The 19,261-nt window shown below is 66.9% G+C and carries 18 protein-coding genes; 14 read left to right on the forward strand and 4 right to left on the reverse strand.

The genetic code is table 11. The features are described from left to right. Positions 1-273: 273 nt before the first annotated feature. From KVT39_RS25760 to KVT39_RS25770, 3 genes are all read left to right on the forward strand, one after another. The gene (locus KVT39_RS25760) at positions 274-645 is read left to right on the forward strand and encodes a CidA/LrgA family protein (protein WP_034182620.1); all 372 of its coding nucleotides are present in this window, start codon (positions 274-276) and stop codon (positions 643-645) included. After that, positions 642-1,376: an LrgB family protein gene (locus tag KVT39_RS25765; protein ID WP_105391978.1), complete on the forward strand. Its 735-nt coding sequence runs from the start codon at positions 642-644 to the stop codon at positions 1,374-1,376. Before KVT39_RS25760 ends, KVT39_RS25765 begins: the two co-directional genes overlap by 4 nt. Before the next feature lie 227 nt (positions 1,377-1,603). Continuing rightward, a complete protein-coding gene (locus tag KVT39_RS25770; protein WP_131949396.1) occupies positions 1,604-1,909 on the forward strand; it encodes a hypothetical protein in 306 nt (101 codons plus the stop codon). Between the two features lie 120 nt (positions 1,910-2,029). On the opposite strand, the gene wrbA is transcribed toward KVT39_RS25770, so the two are convergent. Both wrbA and KVT39_RS25780 read right to left on the reverse strand, forming a co-directional pair. After that, complete coding sequence (wrbA, locus tag KVT39_RS25775) at positions 2,030-2,632, reverse strand: NAD(P)H:quinone oxidoreductase (protein ID WP_034182519.1); 603 nt, start codon at positions 2,630-2,632, stop codon at positions 2,030-2,032. A gap of 61 nt (positions 2,633-2,693) precedes the next feature. Further along, positions 2,694-3,419 carry a pirin family protein gene (locus tag KVT39_RS25780; RefSeq protein ID WP_217590488.1) on the reverse strand — a complete coding sequence of 242 codons (726 nt, stop codon included), beginning with the start codon at positions 3,417-3,419 and terminating at the stop codon, positions 2,694-2,696. 128 nt (positions 3,420-3,547) lie between these two features. Here KVT39_RS25780 and KVT39_RS25785 point away from each other — a divergent pair, with 128 nt between their 5' ends. From KVT39_RS25785 to KVT39_RS25800, 4 genes are all read left to right on the forward strand, one after another. Then, positions 3,548-4,465 (forward strand): LysR family transcriptional regulator, encoded by a 918-nt coding sequence (locus KVT39_RS25785; RefSeq protein ID WP_105391979.1) that lies wholly within the window; start codon positions 3,548-3,550, stop codon positions 4,463-4,465. Positions 4,466-4,558: 93 nt separating this feature from the next. Further along, complete coding sequence (locus KVT39_RS25790; protein WP_208448938.1) at positions 4,559-5,680, forward strand: Fic family protein; 1,122 nt, start codon at positions 4,559-4,561, stop codon at positions 5,678-5,680. A gap of 30 nt (positions 5,681-5,710) precedes the next feature. Next, a complete protein-coding gene (locus KVT39_RS25795; protein ID WP_217590489.1) occupies positions 5,711-5,875 on the forward strand; it encodes a hypothetical protein in 165 nt (54 codons plus the stop codon). A gap of 197 nt (positions 5,876-6,072) precedes the next feature. Continuing rightward, positions 6,073-7,077 carry a lysozyme inhibitor LprI family protein gene (locus KVT39_RS25800; RefSeq protein ID WP_254640640.1) on the forward strand — a complete coding sequence of 335 codons (1,005 nt, stop codon included), beginning with the start codon at positions 6,073-6,075 and terminating at the stop codon, positions 7,075-7,077. A gap of 34 nt (positions 7,078-7,111) precedes the next feature. Here the strand turns inward: KVT39_RS25800 and KVT39_RS25805 are convergent, their stop codons facing one another. Continuing rightward, the gene (locus KVT39_RS25805) at positions 7,112-8,203 is read right to left on the reverse strand and encodes a LacI family DNA-binding transcriptional regulator (protein ID WP_217590491.1); all 1,092 of its coding nucleotides are present in this window, start codon (positions 8,201-8,203) and stop codon (positions 7,112-7,114) included. 241 nt (positions 8,204-8,444) lie between these two features. On the opposite strand from KVT39_RS25805, the gene rbsK reads away from it, so the two are divergent. The 4 genes from rbsK to KVT39_RS25825 all read left to right on the forward strand — a co-directional run bounded on the left by rbsK (position 8,445) and on the right by KVT39_RS25825 (position 13,007). Further along, positions 8,445-9,371 carry a ribokinase gene (rbsK, locus tag KVT39_RS25810; protein WP_105391982.1) on the forward strand — a complete coding sequence of 309 codons (927 nt, stop codon included), beginning with the start codon at positions 8,445-8,447 and terminating at the stop codon, positions 9,369-9,371. A 60-nt stretch (positions 9,372-9,431) separates the two neighbouring features. After that, positions 9,432-10,751, forward strand: a complete 1,320-nt coding sequence (locus tag KVT39_RS25815; protein ID WP_131949391.1) for an MFS transporter — start codon at positions 9,432-9,434, stop codon at positions 10,749-10,751. Positions 10,752-10,794: 43 nt separating this feature from the next. Further along, entirely contained in the window at positions 10,795-11,742 is a 948-nt protein-coding gene (locus KVT39_RS25820; RefSeq protein ID WP_034182513.1) for a dihydrodipicolinate synthase family protein, read from the forward strand. A 617-nt stretch (positions 11,743-12,359) separates the two neighbouring features. After that, positions 12,360-13,007 carry a hypothetical protein gene (locus tag KVT39_RS25825; RefSeq protein WP_034182617.1) on the forward strand — a complete coding sequence of 216 codons (648 nt, stop codon included), beginning with the start codon at positions 12,360-12,362 and terminating at the stop codon, positions 13,005-13,007. 55 nt (positions 13,008-13,062) lie between these two features. Here KVT39_RS25825 and fliD read toward each other — a convergent pair whose 3' ends face one another. Beyond that, positions 13,063-14,574: a flagellar filament capping protein FliD gene (fliD, locus tag KVT39_RS25830; RefSeq protein WP_217590492.1), complete on the reverse strand. Its 1,512-nt coding sequence runs from the start codon at positions 14,572-14,574 to the stop codon at positions 13,063-13,065. Between the two features lie 1,070 nt (positions 14,575-15,644). On the opposite strand from fliD, the gene KVT39_RS25835 reads away from it, so the two are divergent. From KVT39_RS25835 to KVT39_RS25845, 3 genes are all read left to right on the forward strand, one after another. Further along, on the forward strand, positions 15,645-16,058 hold the full coding sequence (locus tag KVT39_RS25835) for a DoxX family protein (protein ID WP_034182511.1): 414 nt from the start codon (positions 15,645-15,647) through the stop codon (positions 16,056-16,058). 250 nt (positions 16,059-16,308) lie between these two features. Next, positions 16,309-17,274: an SDR family oxidoreductase gene (locus KVT39_RS25840; RefSeq protein WP_217590493.1), complete on the forward strand. Its 966-nt coding sequence runs from the start codon at positions 16,309-16,311 to the stop codon at positions 17,272-17,274. A gap of 400 nt (positions 17,275-17,674) precedes the next feature. Then, a complete protein-coding gene (locus KVT39_RS25845) occupies positions 17,675-19,024 on the forward strand; it encodes a reverse transcriptase family protein (protein ID WP_254640641.1) in 1,350 nt (449 codons plus the stop codon). Positions 19,025-19,261 lie beyond the last annotated feature (237 nt).

The following is a 19,261-nucleotide window of genomic DNA, read 5'->3' on the forward strand; positions in this document are numbered from 1 at the left end:
TGCCCGCCGTTTTTGCATACGGACGACGGGCGCGGTGAATGGCGCCACCACTCGCGTCCGGACCGTCGCGCTATCGCTCCTTCGTCTCGCCCGGTTCCGCCTGATCTCTTGATCCGACCGGATTGAAACGACCGAAGCGCGATCGTGCGATTGCGCCGTCGCGACCGCTCGCAGGCATTGTTGGTACGATCGCGCATATCGTTCACGCCGGCGCCGCAAGCCGCCGGCCCGGCGGCCGCGCGGACTCGCGGCCACCTTCTGGAGAAGCGGTTCATGCTGCAGGCGTTCGCGGTCTTGCTGGTCTTCCAGTGTCTAGGGGAAGGCGTGTCCTATCTGTTCGCCCTGCCGGTGCCGGGTCCGGTGATCGGCATGCTGCTGCTGTTCGGCTTCGTGATGCTGCGTCCGCAGGTGGCCGACGCGATCGAGCCGACCGCGCTCGAGCTGCTGCGCCACCTGTCGCTGCTGTTCGTGCCGGCCGGCGTCGGCATCATGGTGTCGGCCGACCGCGTGCGCGGCGATGCGGTGGCGGTCGTCGTCGCGCTGGCGGTGAGCACCACGCTCGCGATCGCCGTGACGGCGCTCGTCACGCGAGCGCTGCTGCGGCGCCAGCGCCGCGCGGACGGCACCGCGGAGCGCACGCAATGACGGCGTTCCCGAAACTCGGCGCGATCTGGGTCTATCTCGCCGCGACCCCGCTGCTGGGCCTGACCATCACGTTGATCGCCTATCTGTTCGCGCAGGCCGTTTATGCACGGGCGCGCTTCAACCCGCTCGCGAACCCCGTGCTGATCGCGGTCGCGCTGATCGTCGTGCTGCTGACGATCACGCATACGCCGTATCCGACCTATTTCGAAGGCGCGCAGTTCGTCCATTTCCTGCTCGGCCCCGCGACCGTCGCGCTCGCGCTGCCGCTGTACCGGCAGTGGTCCAAGCTGCGGCGCAGCGCGCTGCCGCTGCTCGCCGGCCTGCTCGCGGGCTCGCTGACCGCGATCGTGTCGGCGGTCGGCATCGCCGCGCTGTTCGGCGCATCGCACCAGACGATCGCGTCGCTCGCGCCGAAATCGGCGACGACGCCGATCGCGATGGCCGTCGCCGCGGAGATCGGCGGCATTCCGTCGCTGACCGCCGTGCTCGTGATCTCGACCGGGATCTTCGGTGCCGTGTGCGCACGCGGAATCCTCAACGCGCTGCGGATCGACGAGCCGGCCGTGCGCGGCTTCGCGCTCGGCGTCGCGTCGCACGGGATCGGCACCGCGCGCGCGTTCCAGGTCAGCGAGGAGGCCGGCGCGTTCGCCGGGCTCGGGATGGGGCTGAACGGTGTGCTGACTGCCTTCGTCGTGCCGATCCTGCTGCCGGTGCTGTCGCGCTGGGTCTGAGCGCGGGCTGCTGCGGGGTTATCGGTTTCCCTGACGGGCGCGGACGGCATGCCGACCCGACGGCGTGCCCGGCGCCCATGTATCGCTGTCGTTATCAGGAGAATTCAGGAACGCACGCGGACATTTGCGCAGCGATCGGCTAACGTTGCATCGGCGCCGTTGTCGCAAGCCGTCGCGTGCGCGCTGATATTCGACCCACACCCAACAATCGACAAGGAGATCCGGCCATGAAGAAGTCTCGCGTGGTTTCAGTGGCAGCAGCAGTAACGGCGTCGTTCGGTCTGCTGTTGACCGCCGCGCCGGCGGCATACGCGCAGGATCCGGCGTCCGCGCCGACGCAGAAGCAGCTCGACAAGGCGCAGAAGAAGGCGGCGCGCAAGGCGGCACGGGCACGCCACGCGTCGGACCTGAAGGCGATCGGCACCGGCAGCGGCTACCGGCTGACCAACGACCAGAGCAATTATCCGCAGAACGCCGTGCAGAAGGCGCCCGCGATGAAGGCGGCGCCCGCCGCGCCGGCTTCCGGGCAGTAACGGCCGGCAAACACGCACGAACGGACGGCGCCGGGTTGCCCCGGCGCCGTCCGTTCGTGTGCGGTTTTCCGGGATTGTCGGACCGTGTGCGGCCGGCGGATTCCCGGATGGCGCGACGCGTTACGACGCGAGCTTGCTCGCGAGTTCCGCGACGTGCTTGCCCTGGTAGCGCGCGATTTCGAGTTCGTTCGCGCTCGGCTGGCGGCTGCCGTCCGCACCTGCGAGCGTCGTCGCGCCGTACGGCGTGCCGCCGGTGATTTCGTTCATGTTGACGAGCCCGCTGCACGCATACGGCACGCCTACGATCACCATCCCCTGGTGCAGCAGCGTCGTGTGGAACGACGTGATCGTCGTTTCCTGGCCGCCGTGCTGCGTGCCGGTCGACGCGAACACGCTGCCGATCTTGCCGACGAGCGCGCCCTTCATCCACAGGCCGCCGGTCTGGTCGAGGAACGTGCGCATCTGGCCGGCCATGTTGCCGAAGCGGGTCGGCGTGCCGAAGATGATCGCGTCGTAATCGGCGAGTTCGTCCACCGTGGCGACCGGTGCGGCCTGGTCGACCTTCACGCCGATCGCCCTGGCCTGGTCCACGGGGATCGTTTCCGGCACGCGCTTGAGCGCGACTTCGACGCCGGGCACCGATTTCGCGCCTTCCGCGACGTGTTGCGCCATCGTTTCGACGTGCCCGTAGGACGAGTAGTAAAGAACGAGTACCTTGGCCATGATGCGAATCTCCGATTAAAAGGGCCCCGCGTTCGGCGGGGCCCGGTTTCCCGAACGGGCGTTATGCCCACTCGGCCGTCACTTCGACCGGGCGCAGGTCGAACACCAGCACTTCGGCATCATTGCCGTCGGCGAGCGTCAGCGCCTGTTCGCCGCGGATGCGTGCGCCGTCGCCTTCGCCGAGCGTCACGCCGTTGACCGTCACGCTGCCGCGTGCAACGTGCACGTACGCGAAGCGGTCCGGTGCCAGTTCCAGCGTCGCGCTCTCATCGCCGTCGAACAGGCCCGCGTAGATCCGCGTGTCCTGCCGGATCTTCAGCGAACCGGCGTCGCCGTTCGGCGACACGACCAGCGTGAGCTTGCCGCGCTTGTCGTCGGCCGCGACGTTCGTCTGCTGATAACGCGGCTCGGCACCCTTTTCGGCCGGCCCGACCCAGATCTGCAGGAAGTGGACCCCGGTGTCCGGCGAGTGGTTGAACTCGCTGTGGCGTACGCCCGTGCCCGCGCTCATCAACTGCACGTCGCCCGGCACGATCACCGACCCGGTGCCCATCGAGTCCTTGTGTTCCAGCGCGCCGTCGAGCACGTACGACAGGATCTCCATGTCGCGGTGCGGGTGCGTGCCGAAGCCGCGGCCCGGTGCGACGCGGTCGTCGTTGATCACGAGCAGGTCGGAGAAGCCGACTTGCTTCGGATCGTAGTAATTCGCGAACGAAAACGTATGACGGGAGCTGAGCCAGCCATGCTCCGCACGGCCACGTTGGTTTGCTGCACGGATTTCGATCATGATTTCTGTCCTTGAAGTCGCCGGGCCTCGAAAGTGGGTCCGGCCGTTCGTTGAGATGAATCTTAGGTCAATCGATTTGACAAATAAATGGCTGAAGAGATAATGACTGTCGCTATGGAGTGGACAATATGGAACTCAACGACTTGCGGATCTTCGTCGCGACGGTCGACGCGGGCAGCTTCACGGCGGCGGCCGACCAGCTGATGCTGTCCAAGCAGTTCGTCAGTCGGCGCACGATGGCGCTCGAGGCGTCGCTCGGCGTGCGGCTTCTGCACCGCAACACGCGCAATCTCGCAGTGACCGAATCGGGGCAGGAGTTTTATGTACGGGCGCAGCGGATCCTTGCCGAGATCGCCGACGCCGAGCAGGCAATGTCGGTGCGCAGCACCGAGCTGCACGGTTCGCTGAAGATCAGCGCGCCGCTGTCGTTCGGGATCACGCATGTGTCGCCGCTGATCGCCGAATTCCTGTCCGCGCACCCGGCCGTGCGGTTGAATCTCGACCTGACCGACCGGCGCGTCGACCTGATCGGCGAGGGCTTCGATCTCGTGCTGCGGATCGGCTCGCTCGAGGATTCGACGTTGATCGCGCGCCCGCTCGGCGCGTGGCGGATGATCGCGTGCGCGAGCCCTGCCTATCTGAAGCGGCAGGGCACGCCCGAAACACCGGCCGATCTCGCCGGCCATACGTGCCTGCTGTACGGGCGCGAGCGGCGCGTCGGCTGGGAATTCCGCGTCGACGGCGCGGCGCGCACGTTCGACGTGCAGGGGCCGCTCGTCGCGAACAATGGCGAAGTGGTGCGCGACGCGGCAATCGCGGGGCTCGGCATCGTGCTGCTGCCGCACTTCATCGTCGGCGCGGCGCTCGACAGCGGCGCGCTCGTGCCGGTGCTCGATGCGTATGCGCCGTCGCCGATCACGCTCAATGCGGTGTTTCCGCAGCACCGCGAAGGATTCGTCACGCTGCGCACGTTCATCGGGTTTCTCGCGGAACGGCTTGGCGAGGCTGCGCCGGCGGCGAAGGGCGGGGCGGGCAGGCGGCGGTAGCGGGCAGCGTGCGGTGAATGGGGGCAATATTCTCCGCATAAATTGCGGAGAATATTGAGCCATGCGGTGGATCGGTGGGATAATCTCCGCATCATGAGCGGAGATTACACCTTCATCTGGGAGGCGGCCGACTGGCCCGCGTGGCGCTTCGACCTCCCGGCACTCGCCACGTTACTCGCCGACGTCAGCCGTGCGCAAGGCATGCTGGCCGGGCGGCTGGCGGATATCGGCCTGGCGCTGCGCGATGAGGCCAGCCTGGTCGCGCTGACGGAGGACGTCGTCAAGACCAGCGCCATCGAGGGCGAAAACCTGAGCGTCGCATCGGTCCGATCGTCGATTGCACGCCGGCTCGGGGTCGATATCGGCGCGCTGGCACCGGTCGATCGCCACGTCGAGGGCGTGGTCGACATGGTGCTGGATGCGACGACCCATGCGGCGGCACCGGTGACCGAAAACCGTCTGTTCGGATGGCACGCCGCCCTTTTCCCTACCGGCTATTCCGGGATGTCGCGGATCGCGGTCGGCGCATGGCGTACGGATGCAAGCGGGCCGATGCAGGTGGTGTCCGGGCCGATCGGCCGACAGCGCGTGCATTTCGAAGCACCGCCCGCCGCGCGTCTGGCGAACGAGGTCGGGCGCTTTCTCGCGTGGCTCAATGCCGCGCCGGTCGAGCCCTTGCTGATCCGCGCCGGCCTGGCCCATCTGTGGTTCGTCACGCTTCACCCGTTCGACGACGGCAACGGCCGTATCGCGCGAGCGCTCGGGGATCTGGTCCTGGCGCGCGCCGATCGGAGTCCGCAGCGCTTCTATAGCCTGTCGGCGCAAATCCAGCGCGAGCGTAACGCGTACTACGACGTGCTGGAGCGTACGCAGCGCGGTTCGCTCGACGTCACCGAATGGCTCGCGTGGTTCTTGAATGCACTCGGCAGGGCCGTCGATCACGCACACACGACGCTCGACGCGGTCCTGGTCAAGGCGCGCTTCTGGCAGCGATGTGCGGGCTTCGCGATGAACGAGCGTCAGGTCAAGGTCATGAATCGCCTGCTCGACGGCTTCGAAGGGAAGTTGACGACCACCAAGTGGGCGGCTCTCGCAAAGTGTTCGCAAGATACGGCGCTGCGCGACATCACGGAACTCGTCGAGCACGGTGTGCTGCGTCGCTCGTCGTCCGGCGGGCGGAGCACGAGTTACGAGGTTGTGCCGTTCGACGGCTGACGCCTGCTCGCACCGTAACCGGCTTCGACGTTGGATGCCGCGCAGGTGCCGCCTACCGCACCCGCGCACGAACGCGATGGCGTAATGGTGTTCATCGGGATCATCGATGCTGCCGTGGAAGCCGCATTGCGCGAAGGCATCGTGCAACGCAGCGTGGCCGCCGGAATGGTTGCGCTGGCATCGAACGTCGATTGATCGGCGTCGCGCATTCGGGTTACGCTTCGGCGGGCGACGGCATGCGTCGCATGTCGGGCCGGGCGTTTTTACCTTGAATGTCGCGTGCAGGTAGCTTCTACAGGCGCGCGACCCAGCGACGATCCAAGCCGATGACCATCCAGAACCGATCGAACGCGCGCGGGCAAACCGCGACTCCCGCAGGTGATGCGCGGTACATGCGCCTGCGATCCATCGCGGCGGCCGCGCTGCTGACGCTGTTGCCGATCGCCGCGCATGCGGCCGGCTTCGACTGTGCGAAGGCCGCTTCGCCGACCGAGAAGACGATCTGCGCCGACACTGCGCTGTCGAAGCTCGACGGCGACCTGGCGGCTGCGTGGAAGAAGGCACTCGCGAAAGGCGGCGATACGGCCGCGCTGAAGGCCGCGCAGTTGAAGTGGCTCAAGCAGCGCGACCAGTGCGGCAACGATGCACCGTGCCTCGGCGACCGCTATCGCGAACGGCTCGCGAGCCTGAACGGTACGCCGCTTGCCGCCGACCGCTGGCAGCAGACGTGGTACCTGACGAGCGACAACCCGTCGTTCGGCGGCGTGCTGACGTTGACCGGCACCGCACCTCGGCTGCATTTCGAATTGAGCGCCAACAACGGCGCGAATACCGGCGGGCTCGACGGCGACATCGTGCTGCACGGCGACAGCGGCACCTACCGCAAGGACAAATGCCGGCTCGATTTCGACCGGAAGGGCGGACGCATCCGCGTCACGCAACAGGGTGCGGATTTCGATTGCGGCGCCGGCGCGGGCGTCGTCTACGCGGGCGACTACGTGACTGCGTCGCAGTTCCAGGCCAAGCCGCAGGCCGACCTGCTGTCCCTCAAGGTCGTGACCGACGCGACGCAGAACGCGATCGCGCACAAGCTGCTTGGCGCCGACTACCCGACGCTCGTCGACATGGTCAATTACAGCGCCGACGAAAAGGATCTCGACGGACTCAACGCGCGCGTGAAGTCGTACTGGGTGCGCGGCATCGCGACGACGAACGCGGCGATCGTGATGAGCCGCGGCACCGATCTGTGGATCGGGCTGCTCGTGTTCGATGCGCAGAACAAGGTCCGGATGCGTTATTACTCGAACGCGCAGGCGTGGAAGAAAACCGTGCCGAAGACCATCCAGGCGTGGCACGACAATCTCGACAAGACGCTGCCGATCGACGTGATGCAGTGAGCGCGCGGGGCGGCCGGAGCCGCTCGACGCGTCTTCATTCTTTGCGCGATGCGCTCGCCTGCGCCTGCTTCGGCGGCGCGGCCGATTCCCGTATCCGCAACTCCGGCATGACGGCTCGACCGGGCCCCGTTGCACCGTTCTCGAGCGCGTCGAGCAACGCATGTGCGGCCTGCCGCCCGATCGCATCGGTGTCGACCCACATCGTCGTCAGCGGCGGCCGGATCTCGCGCGCGAGCGCGATGTCGTCGAACCCGGTGATCGACAATTGCGCGGGCACGTCGATGCCGAGCGCCTGCGCCTCGAGCAACGCGCCGAGCGCGAGCGCGTCGTTGCCGCAAATCACGGCCGTCGGCCGCGTCGCCGCGTCGCTGTCGGCGATCGCGCGCAGGCTCGCCCGCCCGAACGCGATCGTGGCCGCGCCTTCGTGCTGATGCACGGGGCGCACCGCGAGCCCGTGCGCGGCAAGCGTGTCGTGAATGCCGCGCAGGCGAGCCTGCACACGGTCGTTGTCGGCCGACGGCTGCATGATGATCGCGAAATCGCGGTGGCCGAGGTCGAGCAGGTGCGTGGTGAGCCGCGCGAACGCCGCGCGGTTGTCGAAGCCGATGCAGCAGTGCGGGCTGTCGTCGCGATACGCGTACGTGACGACGTACGGCACGCCGTGCATCGCAAGCAGTTCGAACAATTCCGGCGGATACGCTTCACCGACCAGCGATACGGCTTCGACGCCGCGCGACAGCATCGCACGCACCTGCGCCAGCGCCTGCGCGGGATCGTAGTTCGAGCAGCCGAGAAACAGCGTGATGCCGTGCTCGGCCATGACGGTCTGCATGCCCGCGACCTGCGACGCGAACACCTGGTCGTCGAGCGTCGGAATGATCGCGCCGGTGATGTGGGTGCGCGTGGACGCGAGCGCGCGGCCGGCCGCATTCGGAATCCAGTTCAGTGCGCGCGCCGCGTCGCGCACGCGCTGCTGCACGTCGGCCGACACCTTGCCGGGATCGTTGTAGACGCGCGAGACGGTCGCGGTCGACACGCCGGCCAGCTTCGCGACGTCACCGAGCACCGAGCGGCCGCTGCCGCGTCGCGCCCGCGTCGCGCCGCCGCGGGGCGGGGGCGTGCTCATCGGCCGTCTCCCGGCGTGGCGGTGGTGCCGACGCCGCGCGCTGTCAAAAGCGTCATTGTTTACCCTCGATTCATGGTGGTCCCGCTTGCATCCCGATTCGATCCTGTGAGAATGTAAGCGCTATCTTGATGCTGTTCCATATTATGTCAGACCCATACTTCATCCGTATTGCGGAATTTTCATCGACGACGGCCTTCCCGGCCGTTTTGTCCACCTCAAATGTAAGCGGTTACATCGAGAAATGAACAGCGCCCGTTCACCGCATATCGCTGTCGTCGGCAGCGTGAACATCGACCTCGTCACGCGTGCGCCGCGCCTGCCGGTGCCGGGCGAGACGCTGCTCGGCACTGAATTCCAGACCATTCACGGCGGCAAGGGGGCGAACCAGGCGGTTGCGGCCGCGCGCCTGGGTGCGTCGGTTGCGATGATCGGCTGCGTCGGCGACGACGCGTTCGGTGCGCGCCTGCACGGCGCGCTCGCGGCTGAACGGATCGACGTGACGCACCTGCATCGCATCGGCGGCACGTCGACCGGCGTTGCCGCGATCACGGTCGACGACGGCGGCGCGAACAGCATCGTCGTCGTGCCCGGCGCGAATGCGTGCCTCGATGCCGGCCGGATCGACGCGGCGCGCGAAACGATCGCCGGGGCGGCGCTGCTCGTATGCCAGCTCGAAGTGCCGATCGCGACGGTGGCGCACGCGATTGCCTGTGCAAGCGCGCACCACACGCCCGTGCTGCTCAATCCCGCGCCTGCGCAGCCGCTGTTCGACGCGTTGCTGGCGCGAGTCGACTACCTCGTCGTCAACGAAACCGAAGCCGAGTCGCTGACCGGCATCGCCGTCGGCGACGATGCGTCGGCCGTGCGCGCCGCCGATGCGCTGTGCGCGAAGGGCGTCGGCAACGTGCTGGTCACGCTCGGCGCGCGCGGCGTGTGCTGGCGCGGCAGCGCAGGGAACGGCCGCCATCGTGCGATGTCGGTGACGGCCGTCGATACGACCGCGGCCGGCGACACGTTCGTCGGCGGGTTCGCGGCCGCCCGCGCAGACGGCGCTTCGATGGACGACGCGATCGGCTTCGGTCAGCGTGCGGCCGCGATCAGCGTCACGCGCTACGGCGCGCAAACCTCGATCCCGACGCGCGAAGAAGTGACACGTATGGATACCTGAATTCCGCAAGCGACGGAATGGCCGGAACCGGCCGATACCCGAGACATGGAGACAAACGTAATGAGCGAAAACCAGACTGTTCCGCACGCGCCGCCGCGTATCCGGCGCGGGCAACGCATCGCGCTCGCGCTGTTGATGGCGAGCGGGATCGTCAATTATCTCGACCGCGGCACGCTGGCCGTCGCGAGTTCGGCGATCCGGGGCGATCTCGGCTTGTCGCTCGCGCAGATGGGGCTGCTGCTGTCGGCGTTCTCGTGGAGCTATGCGCTGTGCCAGTTTCCGGTCGGCGGGCTCGTCGACCGCATCGGTCCGCGCCGGCTGCTCGGCATCGGGCTGATCGTCTGGTCGATCGCACAGGCGGCCGGCGGCATCGTGTCCACCTTCGGCTGGTTCATCGTCGCGCGCATCGTGCTCGGCATCGGCGAGGCGCCGCAGTTCCCGTCGGCCGCGCGGGTGGTGAGCAACTGGTTCCCGCTGCGTGCGCGCGGCACGCCGACCGGGATCTTCAACGCCGCGTCGCCGCTCGGCACCGCGCTCGCGCCGTTGCTGCTGTCGATCCTCGTCGCATCGTTCGACTGGCGCTGGGCGTTCATTGCGACGGGCGCAGCGGGTCTCGTCGTCGCCGTCGTCTGGTTTGCGCTGTACCGCGATCCGGTGCGCGCGCAACTGACTGCGGAGGAGCGCGGTTATCTCGATGCCGATGCGCAAAGCGTCGTCGCGGCGCCGAAGCTGACCTTCGCCGAATGGCGCAGCCTGTTCTCGCACGGCACGACCTGGGGGATGCTGATCGGCTTTTTCGGTTCCGTGTACCTGAACTGGGTGTACCTGACCTGGCTGCCCGGGTACTTGACGATGGAGCGGCACATGAGCCTGATCCGCACCGGGTTTGCCGCGTCGGTGCCGTTCCTGTGCGGGTTCGTCGGCTCGCTGGTCGCCGGCTGGCTGTCGGACGTGGTTACGCGCCGCAGCCGTTCGCCGGTCGTGAGCCGGCGCAATGCGGTGGTGGTCGCGATGCTCGGGATGGTCGCGTTCACGATTCCGGCCGCGCTCGTGCAGAGCAATGCGGTTGCGCTCGCATGCATTTCGGTCGTGATATTTCTTGCCAACGCGGCGTCGGCCTCTTCGTGGGCGCTCGCGACGGCGGCCGCGCCGCCGAGCCGTGTCGCGTCACTCGGCGCGATCCAGAATTTCGGCGGTTTCATCGGCGGCGCGCTCGCGCCGATCCTGACGGGCATCATTGCGCAGAAGTGGTCGTTCGTGCCCGCGCTGCTGACCGCCGCAGCGATCGCGTTCGCCGGTGCGATGGCTTACCTGCTGCTGGTGCGCAAGCCGATTCCCGAGCAGGCGGCGAATGCCGCGCACGGACCGTTGCCGGCCTGAGCACGCAGCTTGTACACGCATTCACTGAAGGAAGGAGAAACAGATGCAACACCAGCAGCAAGCGAACGTGACCATCGAGGGGATCGTACCGGTGATGCTGACGCCGTTCGACGATGCCGGCGCGATCGACTACGCGGGGCTCGAGCGGCTCATCGAATGGTATCTGGCGCACGGCGCGGATGCGTTGTTCGCGGTCGCGCAATCGAGCGAGATGCAGTTCCTGAGTCTTGCCGAACGTGCGGAACTGGCGCGCTTCGTGGTCGAGCGGGTGGCCGGGCGCGTGCCCGTCGTCGCATCGGGGCACATCAGCGACGATCTCGACGCGCAGGTCGCCGAGCTGTGCGCGGCGGCCGAATCGGGTGCGCAGGGTGTCGTGCTCGTGACCAACCGGCTCGATCCGCAGCGCAAGGGCAGCGCCGCGCTGCTCGACCATCTGCACAGGCTGCTCGCACGACTGCCGTCGGATCTGCCGCTCGGCCTGTATGAGTGTCCGGCGCCTTACCGGCGGCTTCTTTCGGATGACGAACTGCGCGCATGCATCGACACGGGCCGGTTCGTGATGCTCAAGGACGTGAGCTGCGACCTCGAGACGGTGAAGCGGCGGGTCGCGCTCGCCGCGGGATCGCCGCTGAAGATCCTGAACGCGAACGCCGCGATTGCGTGGGACGCGATGAAGGCGGGGTCCGCGGGCTTCAACGGCGTGTTCACCAACTTCCATCCGGATCTCTACCGATGGTTGCGCACGCAAGGAGACGCGAACCCGGCGCTGGCCGACGAACTGTCGACGTTCCTGGTCGTGTCGGCGGTGTCGGAAGCGCTGGGCTATCCGGCGCTGGCGAAGATCTACCATCAGCGGATCGGCACCTTCGGGTCGATCAAATGCCGCGCGATCGATTACGATGTGCGCGAACGATTCTGGGCGCTCGATGCGGTACTCGACAAGATCGTGGCCGGTACCGAGCATTTCCGCCGGCGGATCGCCGCGCAATAGCGGATGCGGCGCGCCGTGTGGAGCATGCGGCGCGCGACGGGATGGCGTGCCGCGCAGTCGGCCGCTTTTGCACGCGTGCATCGAGACACGCGCGGCAGCGCCGCATGCTTGCCGCAAGAAAAATCGGCGTCTCGCGATGCATTGCGAATGCGTCGCGCCGTGCAATGCTGACGGCGTACCTGCAACGTCCCGGATGGTATGTACCCGGCGCGCGTCCGTGTCGGGCGCGCAACGTAACCAAACCATCTGGATTCCCGAATACATCGGTGGCGGCAATGCCGCCTGCCGCGACCACACCCCCACGGTAGCCGGCCGGGACGGGCACGATGCCCGTTGTCACGAACGGCGGCCCACCGCAGACACGCCGTCCGGCCTTCATCCACCGCATCACAAAATCGACCCGCCCGCGCTCCACGAGCGCGGTGCCGACGCGCGTCCGACTACCGCGCTGCGTACTGCTTCGGTGGGCGTCCGGTGACCTGTCCGGCACGCTCCGTCACCGCACGACAAAAGCATACAAATCTGCTCAATCCGTCTATCGGTTCTTGTAATGGTTCGTAATATTATGCCCCGGAGCGTTTTTTACCGATGAACCGTTGAATCCGTATTCGTTTCCGATGCAACCAGTGACGACGACTAGCCAGCCACCGATCCTGGCGGCGCCGGTAGATGCCATGCTGCATGCCGTGATCGACGAGGTCGTTCATCGGAGCGTATCGGAAGCGACGACGCGCAGCGGCTACATGCGGTGCGCCGACTACGCGATCGTCGGCGCGCAGGTGCTGACGCTGTTGACCGGCAAGGCTTACCGGCCGTTCGCGGGCGGCGAAGTGATGGATTTCGGCGGCGGCAACCTGTACGCGCTGTGCACGACGCGCGAGCGGCGCCGCACCGCGCGGCATCTGTCGCACCTCGCGCGGTATCACTGCTGGATCGAAGCGCGCCACGACGATGTCGGCGGCCGCGTGCGCAAGGAGATCGTCGACTTCACGCTGCGCCACGACGAGACCGTCGCGAACACTCTGGGGATGCCGTTCGCCCGCGCGTACCAGGCGTATTTCTGGGGCTGGGAGGACGAGCACGCGGTGCCGGCGGAGTTGCACGATCATCCCGTATTCGCGAAGCAGGGCCCGGTCTGGCGCTGGGCCGAGCGCGAATGCACGACGCTGCTGCGCGCATACGAGCGCGAACGGCCAGGCTATTTCGGGCGTCAGGTGTCGCGTGCAATCGATTTGTTCGCCGACCGCGTCGAGGGGCTCGGCTGACGGCTCGAACCATTGCGCGGAAACCGCCGAAGCGGTCACCGCGAGGCCCGGCCGTTCATCTTTTCGCCAGCGTGCCGTTGCTGTTTGCGCCGCCGAACAAACGCGTCAGGTACTGCGAGTTCGAGTTCATCCTGGCCATCAGCGTGTTGAGTGCCGTGAACTGCGCCTGGTACTGCCTGGTCAATTGCGCGGCGTAGTCGGACAGATCGGACTGCTGCTGCGTGATGCGCTTCAGATCGGCATTCAGTGCGGTCGTGCGCACGTCGATCATTCCGTTCTTCTTCGTAAATTGCGTGATCTGCTCGGTCAGGCGCGTGCCGATCCCGTGCGTCGGGTTGAACAGGCGCGCGACCGCCGTCGGGTTGGCGGACAGCGTGTCGCCGAGCTTCGCGCTGTCGACGCTCAGCGTGCCGTCCCGCTCGAGCTTGATGCCGATCGACAGCAGGTTCGCGTGCCCGCTGCCCTTCCCGGTGCCGCCGCTGTCGACGCCGCGCGCGACGCTCGATGCGAGCGAATTGCGGATCGTGTTCAACGTCGAATCGCCGATCAGCGCGCCTTGTGCGCTCGCGCCTTCCGTGTAGCTCGTCAGCGCGGCCATCGTCTTGACGACCGTGTTGTACAGGCTCACGAAATTCGTGATCGTCGCCGCTTGCGATTTCGTGTCGGTGCTGACCGTCAGCGTCTGCGTATCGCTCGCGCTGACCGCGGCTGCCGACAGGTTCAGCGTGATGCCCGTCAGCACACCCGACACCGCGTTGCTCGCGCTGGTCGACGCGATCCCGTTGATCGTGAACTTCGCATCCTGTGCGACCGCGCTTTGCCGCCACGCGGCCGCGCCGTTCGCCGATTCGATCTTCGACGCGCCGCCGGCCGTGTCGGCCGTCGACGTGACGCCGAGGCTCGACAGCCCGTTGTCGTTGGCCACGTTGCCGACCGCGACGCTGATCGCGTTCGCCGCGCCCGTCTTCGACGATGCGAGCACGAGGTGCGCGCCGTCGGTGCCGTTGATGACCGTCGCGCTGATCCCCGGGTTGTTCGACGCCGCGTTGATCGCGGCCGCGATGCCCGACAGCGTGTTGTTCGTGCTGCCGACCTCGACCTTGAACGACTGGCTGCCGAGCGACAGCGTCAGCGTGCCGGTGCCGAGTGCCTTGGTCCCGTTGAAACCCGCCGACGACAGCGCCTGCGCAGTCGCGATCTGCGTGACGCCGATCGTGTAGGTGCCGGCGACCGCACCCGCACCCGCCGTCGCGGTCAGGCCCTTGCCGCTCGCGACGGCGTTGAACGTCGACTGCAGCCCGCCGTTCGTCAGCGATGTCAGGCCCGCCTGGAGCGCGCCCAGCGCCGACGACAGTGCGCCGAATGCGGAAATCCGCGTGCTGCCGGTCGCTTGCGACGCGGCAAGCGTCGCGGCACGGCCGGCCGTCTTCGCGTTCACCAGCGTCTTGACCAGCGTGCCGACGTCCATCGACGGATTGCCGGTCGAGCCGTTGATGATCGATTGCGCCGCCTGTTGCATCAGGCTGTTCGCGTTCGCGCTGTTATTCACGGGCGTGTTCGTTGGCATGGGTGGGCTCCGGTTGAAAGGCGATCCTGCGACGAACGGCTGTCGAGTCCGCTCGCTATGATCCGGGCGGCCTCGTCGCGATTCGCCTGCATGCTGCCTCCCGCGCGACGCACTCCGGGGTTCACGGGAGGCGTCGGGGAAACGTAAGAACGAATCGGTGGGCCATCGTATATTTAAATCGGCGTTAATTCGTAATTTTTTGTAATGTTTGTTGGGGAAATTGTGGATGGGCAGATGGATGTGAGATGGTGAATTGCGATTTTTTATCGCAAGCGCACGATTTCAATCGTATTTGTTGGGGGATTTTTGATGGAATTAAAAACTTTCTGAAAGCGTGAATGTTTGATGAGGAGTTTTTCGTCCATGCCGCTAAACGTCAGGCGGAGCGGCTGCGTGGAGCAGGCGCCATGCTTGGTCGGTATCGAGCCGCAAACTTGTCAGGTAGGCGATATCACGCTACATGGGATATCGGGCCACGCGTACGTGAAACGTTTCCGGTTACCAATTTTCATTCCCGATCCGTGTGTCTTTGATCGAAAAAAAGATCACTGGCTGACTGTAAAGACGATCGAATTACTACACCGAATCAATGGCGAATGAACCGCGCGTAGAACATGTCGAAAAATAACTGTTGAGACGAATTGTTGTGACCGGCATGTGTCAATTGGCGCCAACAATATCAATTGAATAAGGTGGCCAGGAAGAAGAGGAACAGTTCTCCTGATCTGGAAACACGAGAACGGAGCGATCTGCACGGGGCCGAAAGTCGTTTGCGCTGCCCGTCATCCGCTGTGTAACGGCCTTGTTGCGTTCGATTGTCTACTTAATTGAGACAGCGAATCGCTTTATGGAGGATTGATGATTCCTGATGAGACAGTAGACTGCACCCGTGCTTCGCCAGAACCGATCCGGAGCGCGCCAGGAACGGCGCAATCGGACGGATTCTTCGGCGGCGGGCCGTCCGGTCCGCTGTCCGATCGTGCGAGGAGTGGTCCGTTGCCGACCTGGCGTGCCGATTCGGCGCGCATCGGCACCGGATGCATCAAACCGTCAATTCAAGGGTGATTGCTATGCGTTACGTTTCGCTGGAGTCGAAGAAGGACGAGCTGCTGCTGGCGGCTCGCGTGCTGTTGATGATCCTGTTCGTGCTGTTCGGCTGGCAGAAGCTGAACGGCTTCTCGGGCACGGTCGCGTACATGGCGTCGACGGGGAACCCGGCGCCGGAACTGGCGGCCGTGATCGCGGTGGCGGTCGAACTGGCCGGCGGCCTGCTGATCGCGATCGGCTTCTATACGCGTCCGCTCGCGCTGGTGTTCGCCGCCTATACGCTCGCGACCGCGCTGATCGGCCATCGCTACTGGGCGCTGCAGGGCATGGACCAGTACATGGCGATGATCAACTTCTACAAGAACGTCAGCATCATCGGCGGGTTGCTGTTGCTCGCGCTGACCGGGCCGGGGCGGTATTCGCTCGACCGGAAGTAAAGCGGCGCGAAGTTTCAGTGCAGTGTGGCAGGCCCGGCGCGCGGAAGTGTGCCGGGCTTTGTCTTTCGGGTGGCGGGCGAATCGCCGATGGCTCCGGAGTAGCGTGCGCCGGGTGGCGATTCCGCATAGTACGGTTCGAGGGTCGTTTGTCGTTGATCGGTTGCGCGCCTTTTCCGCTATCCTCCGGACGACCGCAGCGCGAACGCCGAACGCGACCTCGCGCCTCCCCACGTCACCGGAATCGCCGCCCATGCCAAGCCCAACTTCGTCGACCGAACTCCCGACCATCGTCGTCATCGGCGCCTCCGGCCTGCTCGGCCGCGCGGTTGCCGCGTCGCTGGCCCGCGAATCGTCGCTGACGCTGCTCGCGACCATCCGGAACCCGCAAAGCACAGGCGCAAAACTTCTCGCGCTGCCCCCGGAAAACATCGCCCGACTCGACGCGCTCGACCAGCCGGCCCTCGAACACCTCTTCGAAACCCGCAAACCGGCCGCCGTCATCCTCTGCGCAGCCGAACGCCGCCCCGACGTCTGCGAACGCGACCCGGCCGCCGCGCGCGCCATCAACGTCACCGCGCCGGCCCGCATCGGCGCGCTCGCCGCGCGATATGGCGCATGGACGCTGGGCATCTCCACCGACTACGTATTCGACGGCAAGGCGGCCCCGTACCGTGAAGACGCCACGCCGAACCCGCTGAACATCTACGGCCGCACGAAGCTGGAAGGCGAAGCTGCGCTCCTCGCCGCATCGCCGCTGTCGTGCGTGCTGCGCCTGCCGTTGCTTTACGGCCCGGTCGCCGACTGGAGCGAATCGGCCGTCACGAGCCTCGTCCCCGCGATCGTCGCTTCCGCGCGCCCGGGTGCCGACGCGGTCGGCATGGATGCATGGGCGATCCGCTATCCGACCTACACGCCGGACGTCGCGCAAGTCGTCCGCGACCTGACGCTGCGTCATCTCGCGGGCGCGTCCATCACGGGTATCCGTCATTGGTCGGGCGAGGAGCCGATGACGAAGTACGACATCGCGCAGCGGATCGCGGCCGCGCTCGGCATCGACGCATCGCTCGCGCCGATCGAGCAGCCGACCGATGCGACGCCGCGCCCGTACGACTGCCATCTGGACGCGTCGCGCGTGCGCGAACTCGGGATCGATTACGCGACGCCGTTCGATACCGCGTTGCGCACGGTGCTGCGCGATGCGCCGCAGGTGCCGTAGGATCGGGCGCCATCCGCGGCCTGCGGCGCACGCCCGACGCTGGCCTGCCGATTCGCCGCAAGTGCGAATCGCAAACACCGCGCGGCATCTCCCCGCGCACCCAGGCGCCAAGCCATGCAACTGAAATGGCTCGAAGATTTCGTCGAAGTCGCGCGCGCGGCTGCGGCGCGGGCCTGCCCGCCGGGTTTGACATCCCGTCGTCCCGGCCTTTAAAGTCCCGACGCGGGGCGGTGGGTCAAGCACACGCCCGGAACAGGCAGCCGATGTTCCAGGACTACGGGGCTACCCCGTGGATGAGATCGACACCCCGATGCGTCGCAAGGGGATCCGTTGCGCGTCGCGCAACGCAGCCCCTCGCAGTACCGGTCACGTTGACTCATCGTCCCGCCCATCTCTGGCTATGCACTCATTCCTGCGCGAAACCGTCCGCGTGATTGCCGAAGCGATGCTGGCCGGTTCGCCCGAACGCGGCGGCATCGTTGCGCGGATGGCGGTCGTACTCGGCGATGCGCCGCCGTGGGCGCACGAAACCGCGGATGCCGCGCTCGCGCGCTTCGGCTCGAACTGGGCCGACGCCGACATCGATGCGCTTGCGGCGGACCTGGCCGATGCGCCCGGGTTCGTGCGCGCGTGGTACGGCGACGACCGGCCGGCGGTGATCCGCGTCGTGCGTCGGCCGCCGGTCCAGCAGCCGTTGCCGGCACCGCTTGCCGGCTGCGACGTGCCGCAATGGGCGACGCCCGGCGATCTTGCCGGCTGGCTCGGCGTGAGCGTGCCGGAACTCGACTGGCTGTCCGACCACTGGCGCGTCGACGCACGCGGCGGCACGACGCCGCTGCATCACTACACGTACGTTGCGATCGACAAGCGCAGCGGCGGGTGCCGCGTGGTCGAGATCCCGAAGGGACGGCTGCGCGAAGCGCAGCGCCGCATCCTGCACGGGCTGCTCGATCGCATTGCGCCGCACGGCGCGGTACACGGCTTTCGCAAGGGGCGCGGGATCGTGTCGTTTGCGGCGCCGCATGCGGATCGCGACGTCGTCGTCCGCTTCGATCTCGCGGATTTCTTCGTGTCGGTGCGCGCCGCGCGGGTCCATGCGCTGTTCGTCGCGCTCGGGTATCCGGCCGAAGTCGCGCGCACGCTCACCGGGCTGTGCACCAACCGTGTGCCGTCGGCGCGGCTGCTCGCGCCGGACCTGCGCGACCGGCTCGACTGGATCGGCCGTCAGCGCTACCGCAACCGGCATCTGCCGCAGGGCGCGCCGACGTCGCCGGCGCTGGCGAACCTGGGCGCATTCCGGTTCGACCTGCGGCTCGCCGCGCTCGCGCGTTCGCTCGATGCGACCTACACGCGCTATGCCGACGATCTCGCGTTTTCGGGCGGCGGCGCGCTCGCGCGCGAAGTCGAGCGGCTGCAGGTCAGGGTTGCCGCGATCGCGCTCGAGGAGGGCTTCGCGCTGCAACTGCGCAAGACCCGCGTAATGCGGCGCGGCACGCGGCAGCAGCTGGCCGGCGTGGTCGTCAATCGTCATCCGAATCTGGCGCGCGATGAGTTCGATCTCCTGAAGGCCATCCTGACCAACTGCATCCGGCGCGGACCGGCGTCGCAGAATCGCGACGCACACCCGGATTTTCGCGCGCATGTCGCCGGACGCGTCGCGCATGCGGCCGCGCTGAATGCGGCGCGCGGCGCGAAGCTGCGCGCGCTGTTCGACCGGATCGCGTGGGATGCTGACGGCGTCGGCCGGTAAGGCGTCCTGGCAGGCATCGGCTTCGGCCGGCAAACGGCACTTCGGGCACGTCGTTCAGGCTCCGGCCCGCAACTCGTGCAACACGACGACGCGCACTGCTATCATTCGCGCCATGCCGCGCCGGTGTCAGGTGCGGCGCATGACCTGCCGCAGCCGTTCGCCGTGCATTCGTACGCGGCGTGCCGCGCGCTGCCGGCCCGACCCGATCTGTTTTTGACGTGCGACGTCGTTTCGTGC

Source organism: Burkholderia sp. GbtcB21 (assembly GCF_019091065.1).
In the GTDB taxonomy this organism is placed as follows: domain Bacteria; phylum Pseudomonadota; class Gammaproteobacteria; order Burkholderiales; family Burkholderiaceae; genus Burkholderia; species Burkholderia pyrrocinia_C.

Coding starts and splice junctions, on each gene's coding strand:
- KVT39_RS25760 (WP_034182620.1), top strand. CDS start 274: ATGCTGCAGGCGTTCGCGGTCTTGCTGGTCTTCCAGTGTCTAGGGGAA.
- KVT39_RS25765 (WP_105391978.1), top strand. CDS start 642: ATGACGGCGTTCCCGAAACTCGGCGCGATCTGGGTCTATCTCGCCGCG.
- KVT39_RS25770 (WP_131949396.1), top strand. CDS start 1,604: ATGAAGAAGTCTCGCGTGGTTTCAGTGGCAGCAGCAGTAACGGCGTCG.
- wrbA (WP_034182519.1), bottom strand. CDS start 2,632: ATGGCCAAGGTACTCGTTCTTTACTACTCGTCCTACGGGCACGTCGAA.
- KVT39_RS25780 (WP_217590488.1), bottom strand. CDS start 3,419: ATGATCGAAATCCGTGCAGCAAACCAACGTGGCCGTGCGGAGCATGGC.
- KVT39_RS25785 (WP_105391979.1), top strand. CDS start 3,548: ATGGAACTCAACGACTTGCGGATCTTCGTCGCGACGGTCGACGCGGGC.
- KVT39_RS25790 (WP_208448938.1), top strand. CDS start 4,559: ATGAGCGGAGATTACACCTTCATCTGGGAGGCGGCCGACTGGCCCGCG.
- KVT39_RS25800 (WP_254640640.1), top strand. CDS start 6,073: ATGCGCCTGCGATCCATCGCGGCGGCCGCGCTGCTGACGCTGTTGCCG.
- KVT39_RS25805 (WP_217590491.1), bottom strand. CDS start 8,203: ATGAGCACGCCCCCGCCCCGCGGCGGCGCGACGCGGGCGCGACGCGGC.
- rbsK (WP_105391982.1), top strand. CDS start 8,445: ATGAACAGCGCCCGTTCACCGCATATCGCTGTCGTCGGCAGCGTGAAC.
- KVT39_RS25815 (WP_131949391.1), top strand. CDS start 9,432: ATGAGCGAAAACCAGACTGTTCCGCACGCGCCGCCGCGTATCCGGCGC.
- KVT39_RS25820 (WP_034182513.1), top strand. CDS start 10,795: ATGCAACACCAGCAGCAAGCGAACGTGACCATCGAGGGGATCGTACCG.
- KVT39_RS25825 (WP_034182617.1), top strand. CDS start 12,360: ATGCAACCAGTGACGACGACTAGCCAGCCACCGATCCTGGCGGCGCCG.
- fliD (WP_217590492.1), bottom strand. CDS start 14,574: ATGCCAACGAACACGCCCGTGAATAACAGCGCGAACGCGAACAGCCTG.
- KVT39_RS25835 (WP_034182511.1), top strand. CDS start 15,645: ATGCGTTACGTTTCGCTGGAGTCGAAGAAGGACGAGCTGCTGCTGGCG.
- KVT39_RS25840 (WP_217590493.1), top strand. CDS start 16,309: ATGCCAAGCCCAACTTCGTCGACCGAACTCCCGACCATCGTCGTCATC.
- KVT39_RS25845 (WP_254640641.1), top strand. CDS start 17,675: ATGCACTCATTCCTGCGCGAAACCGTCCGCGTGATTGCCGAAGCGATG.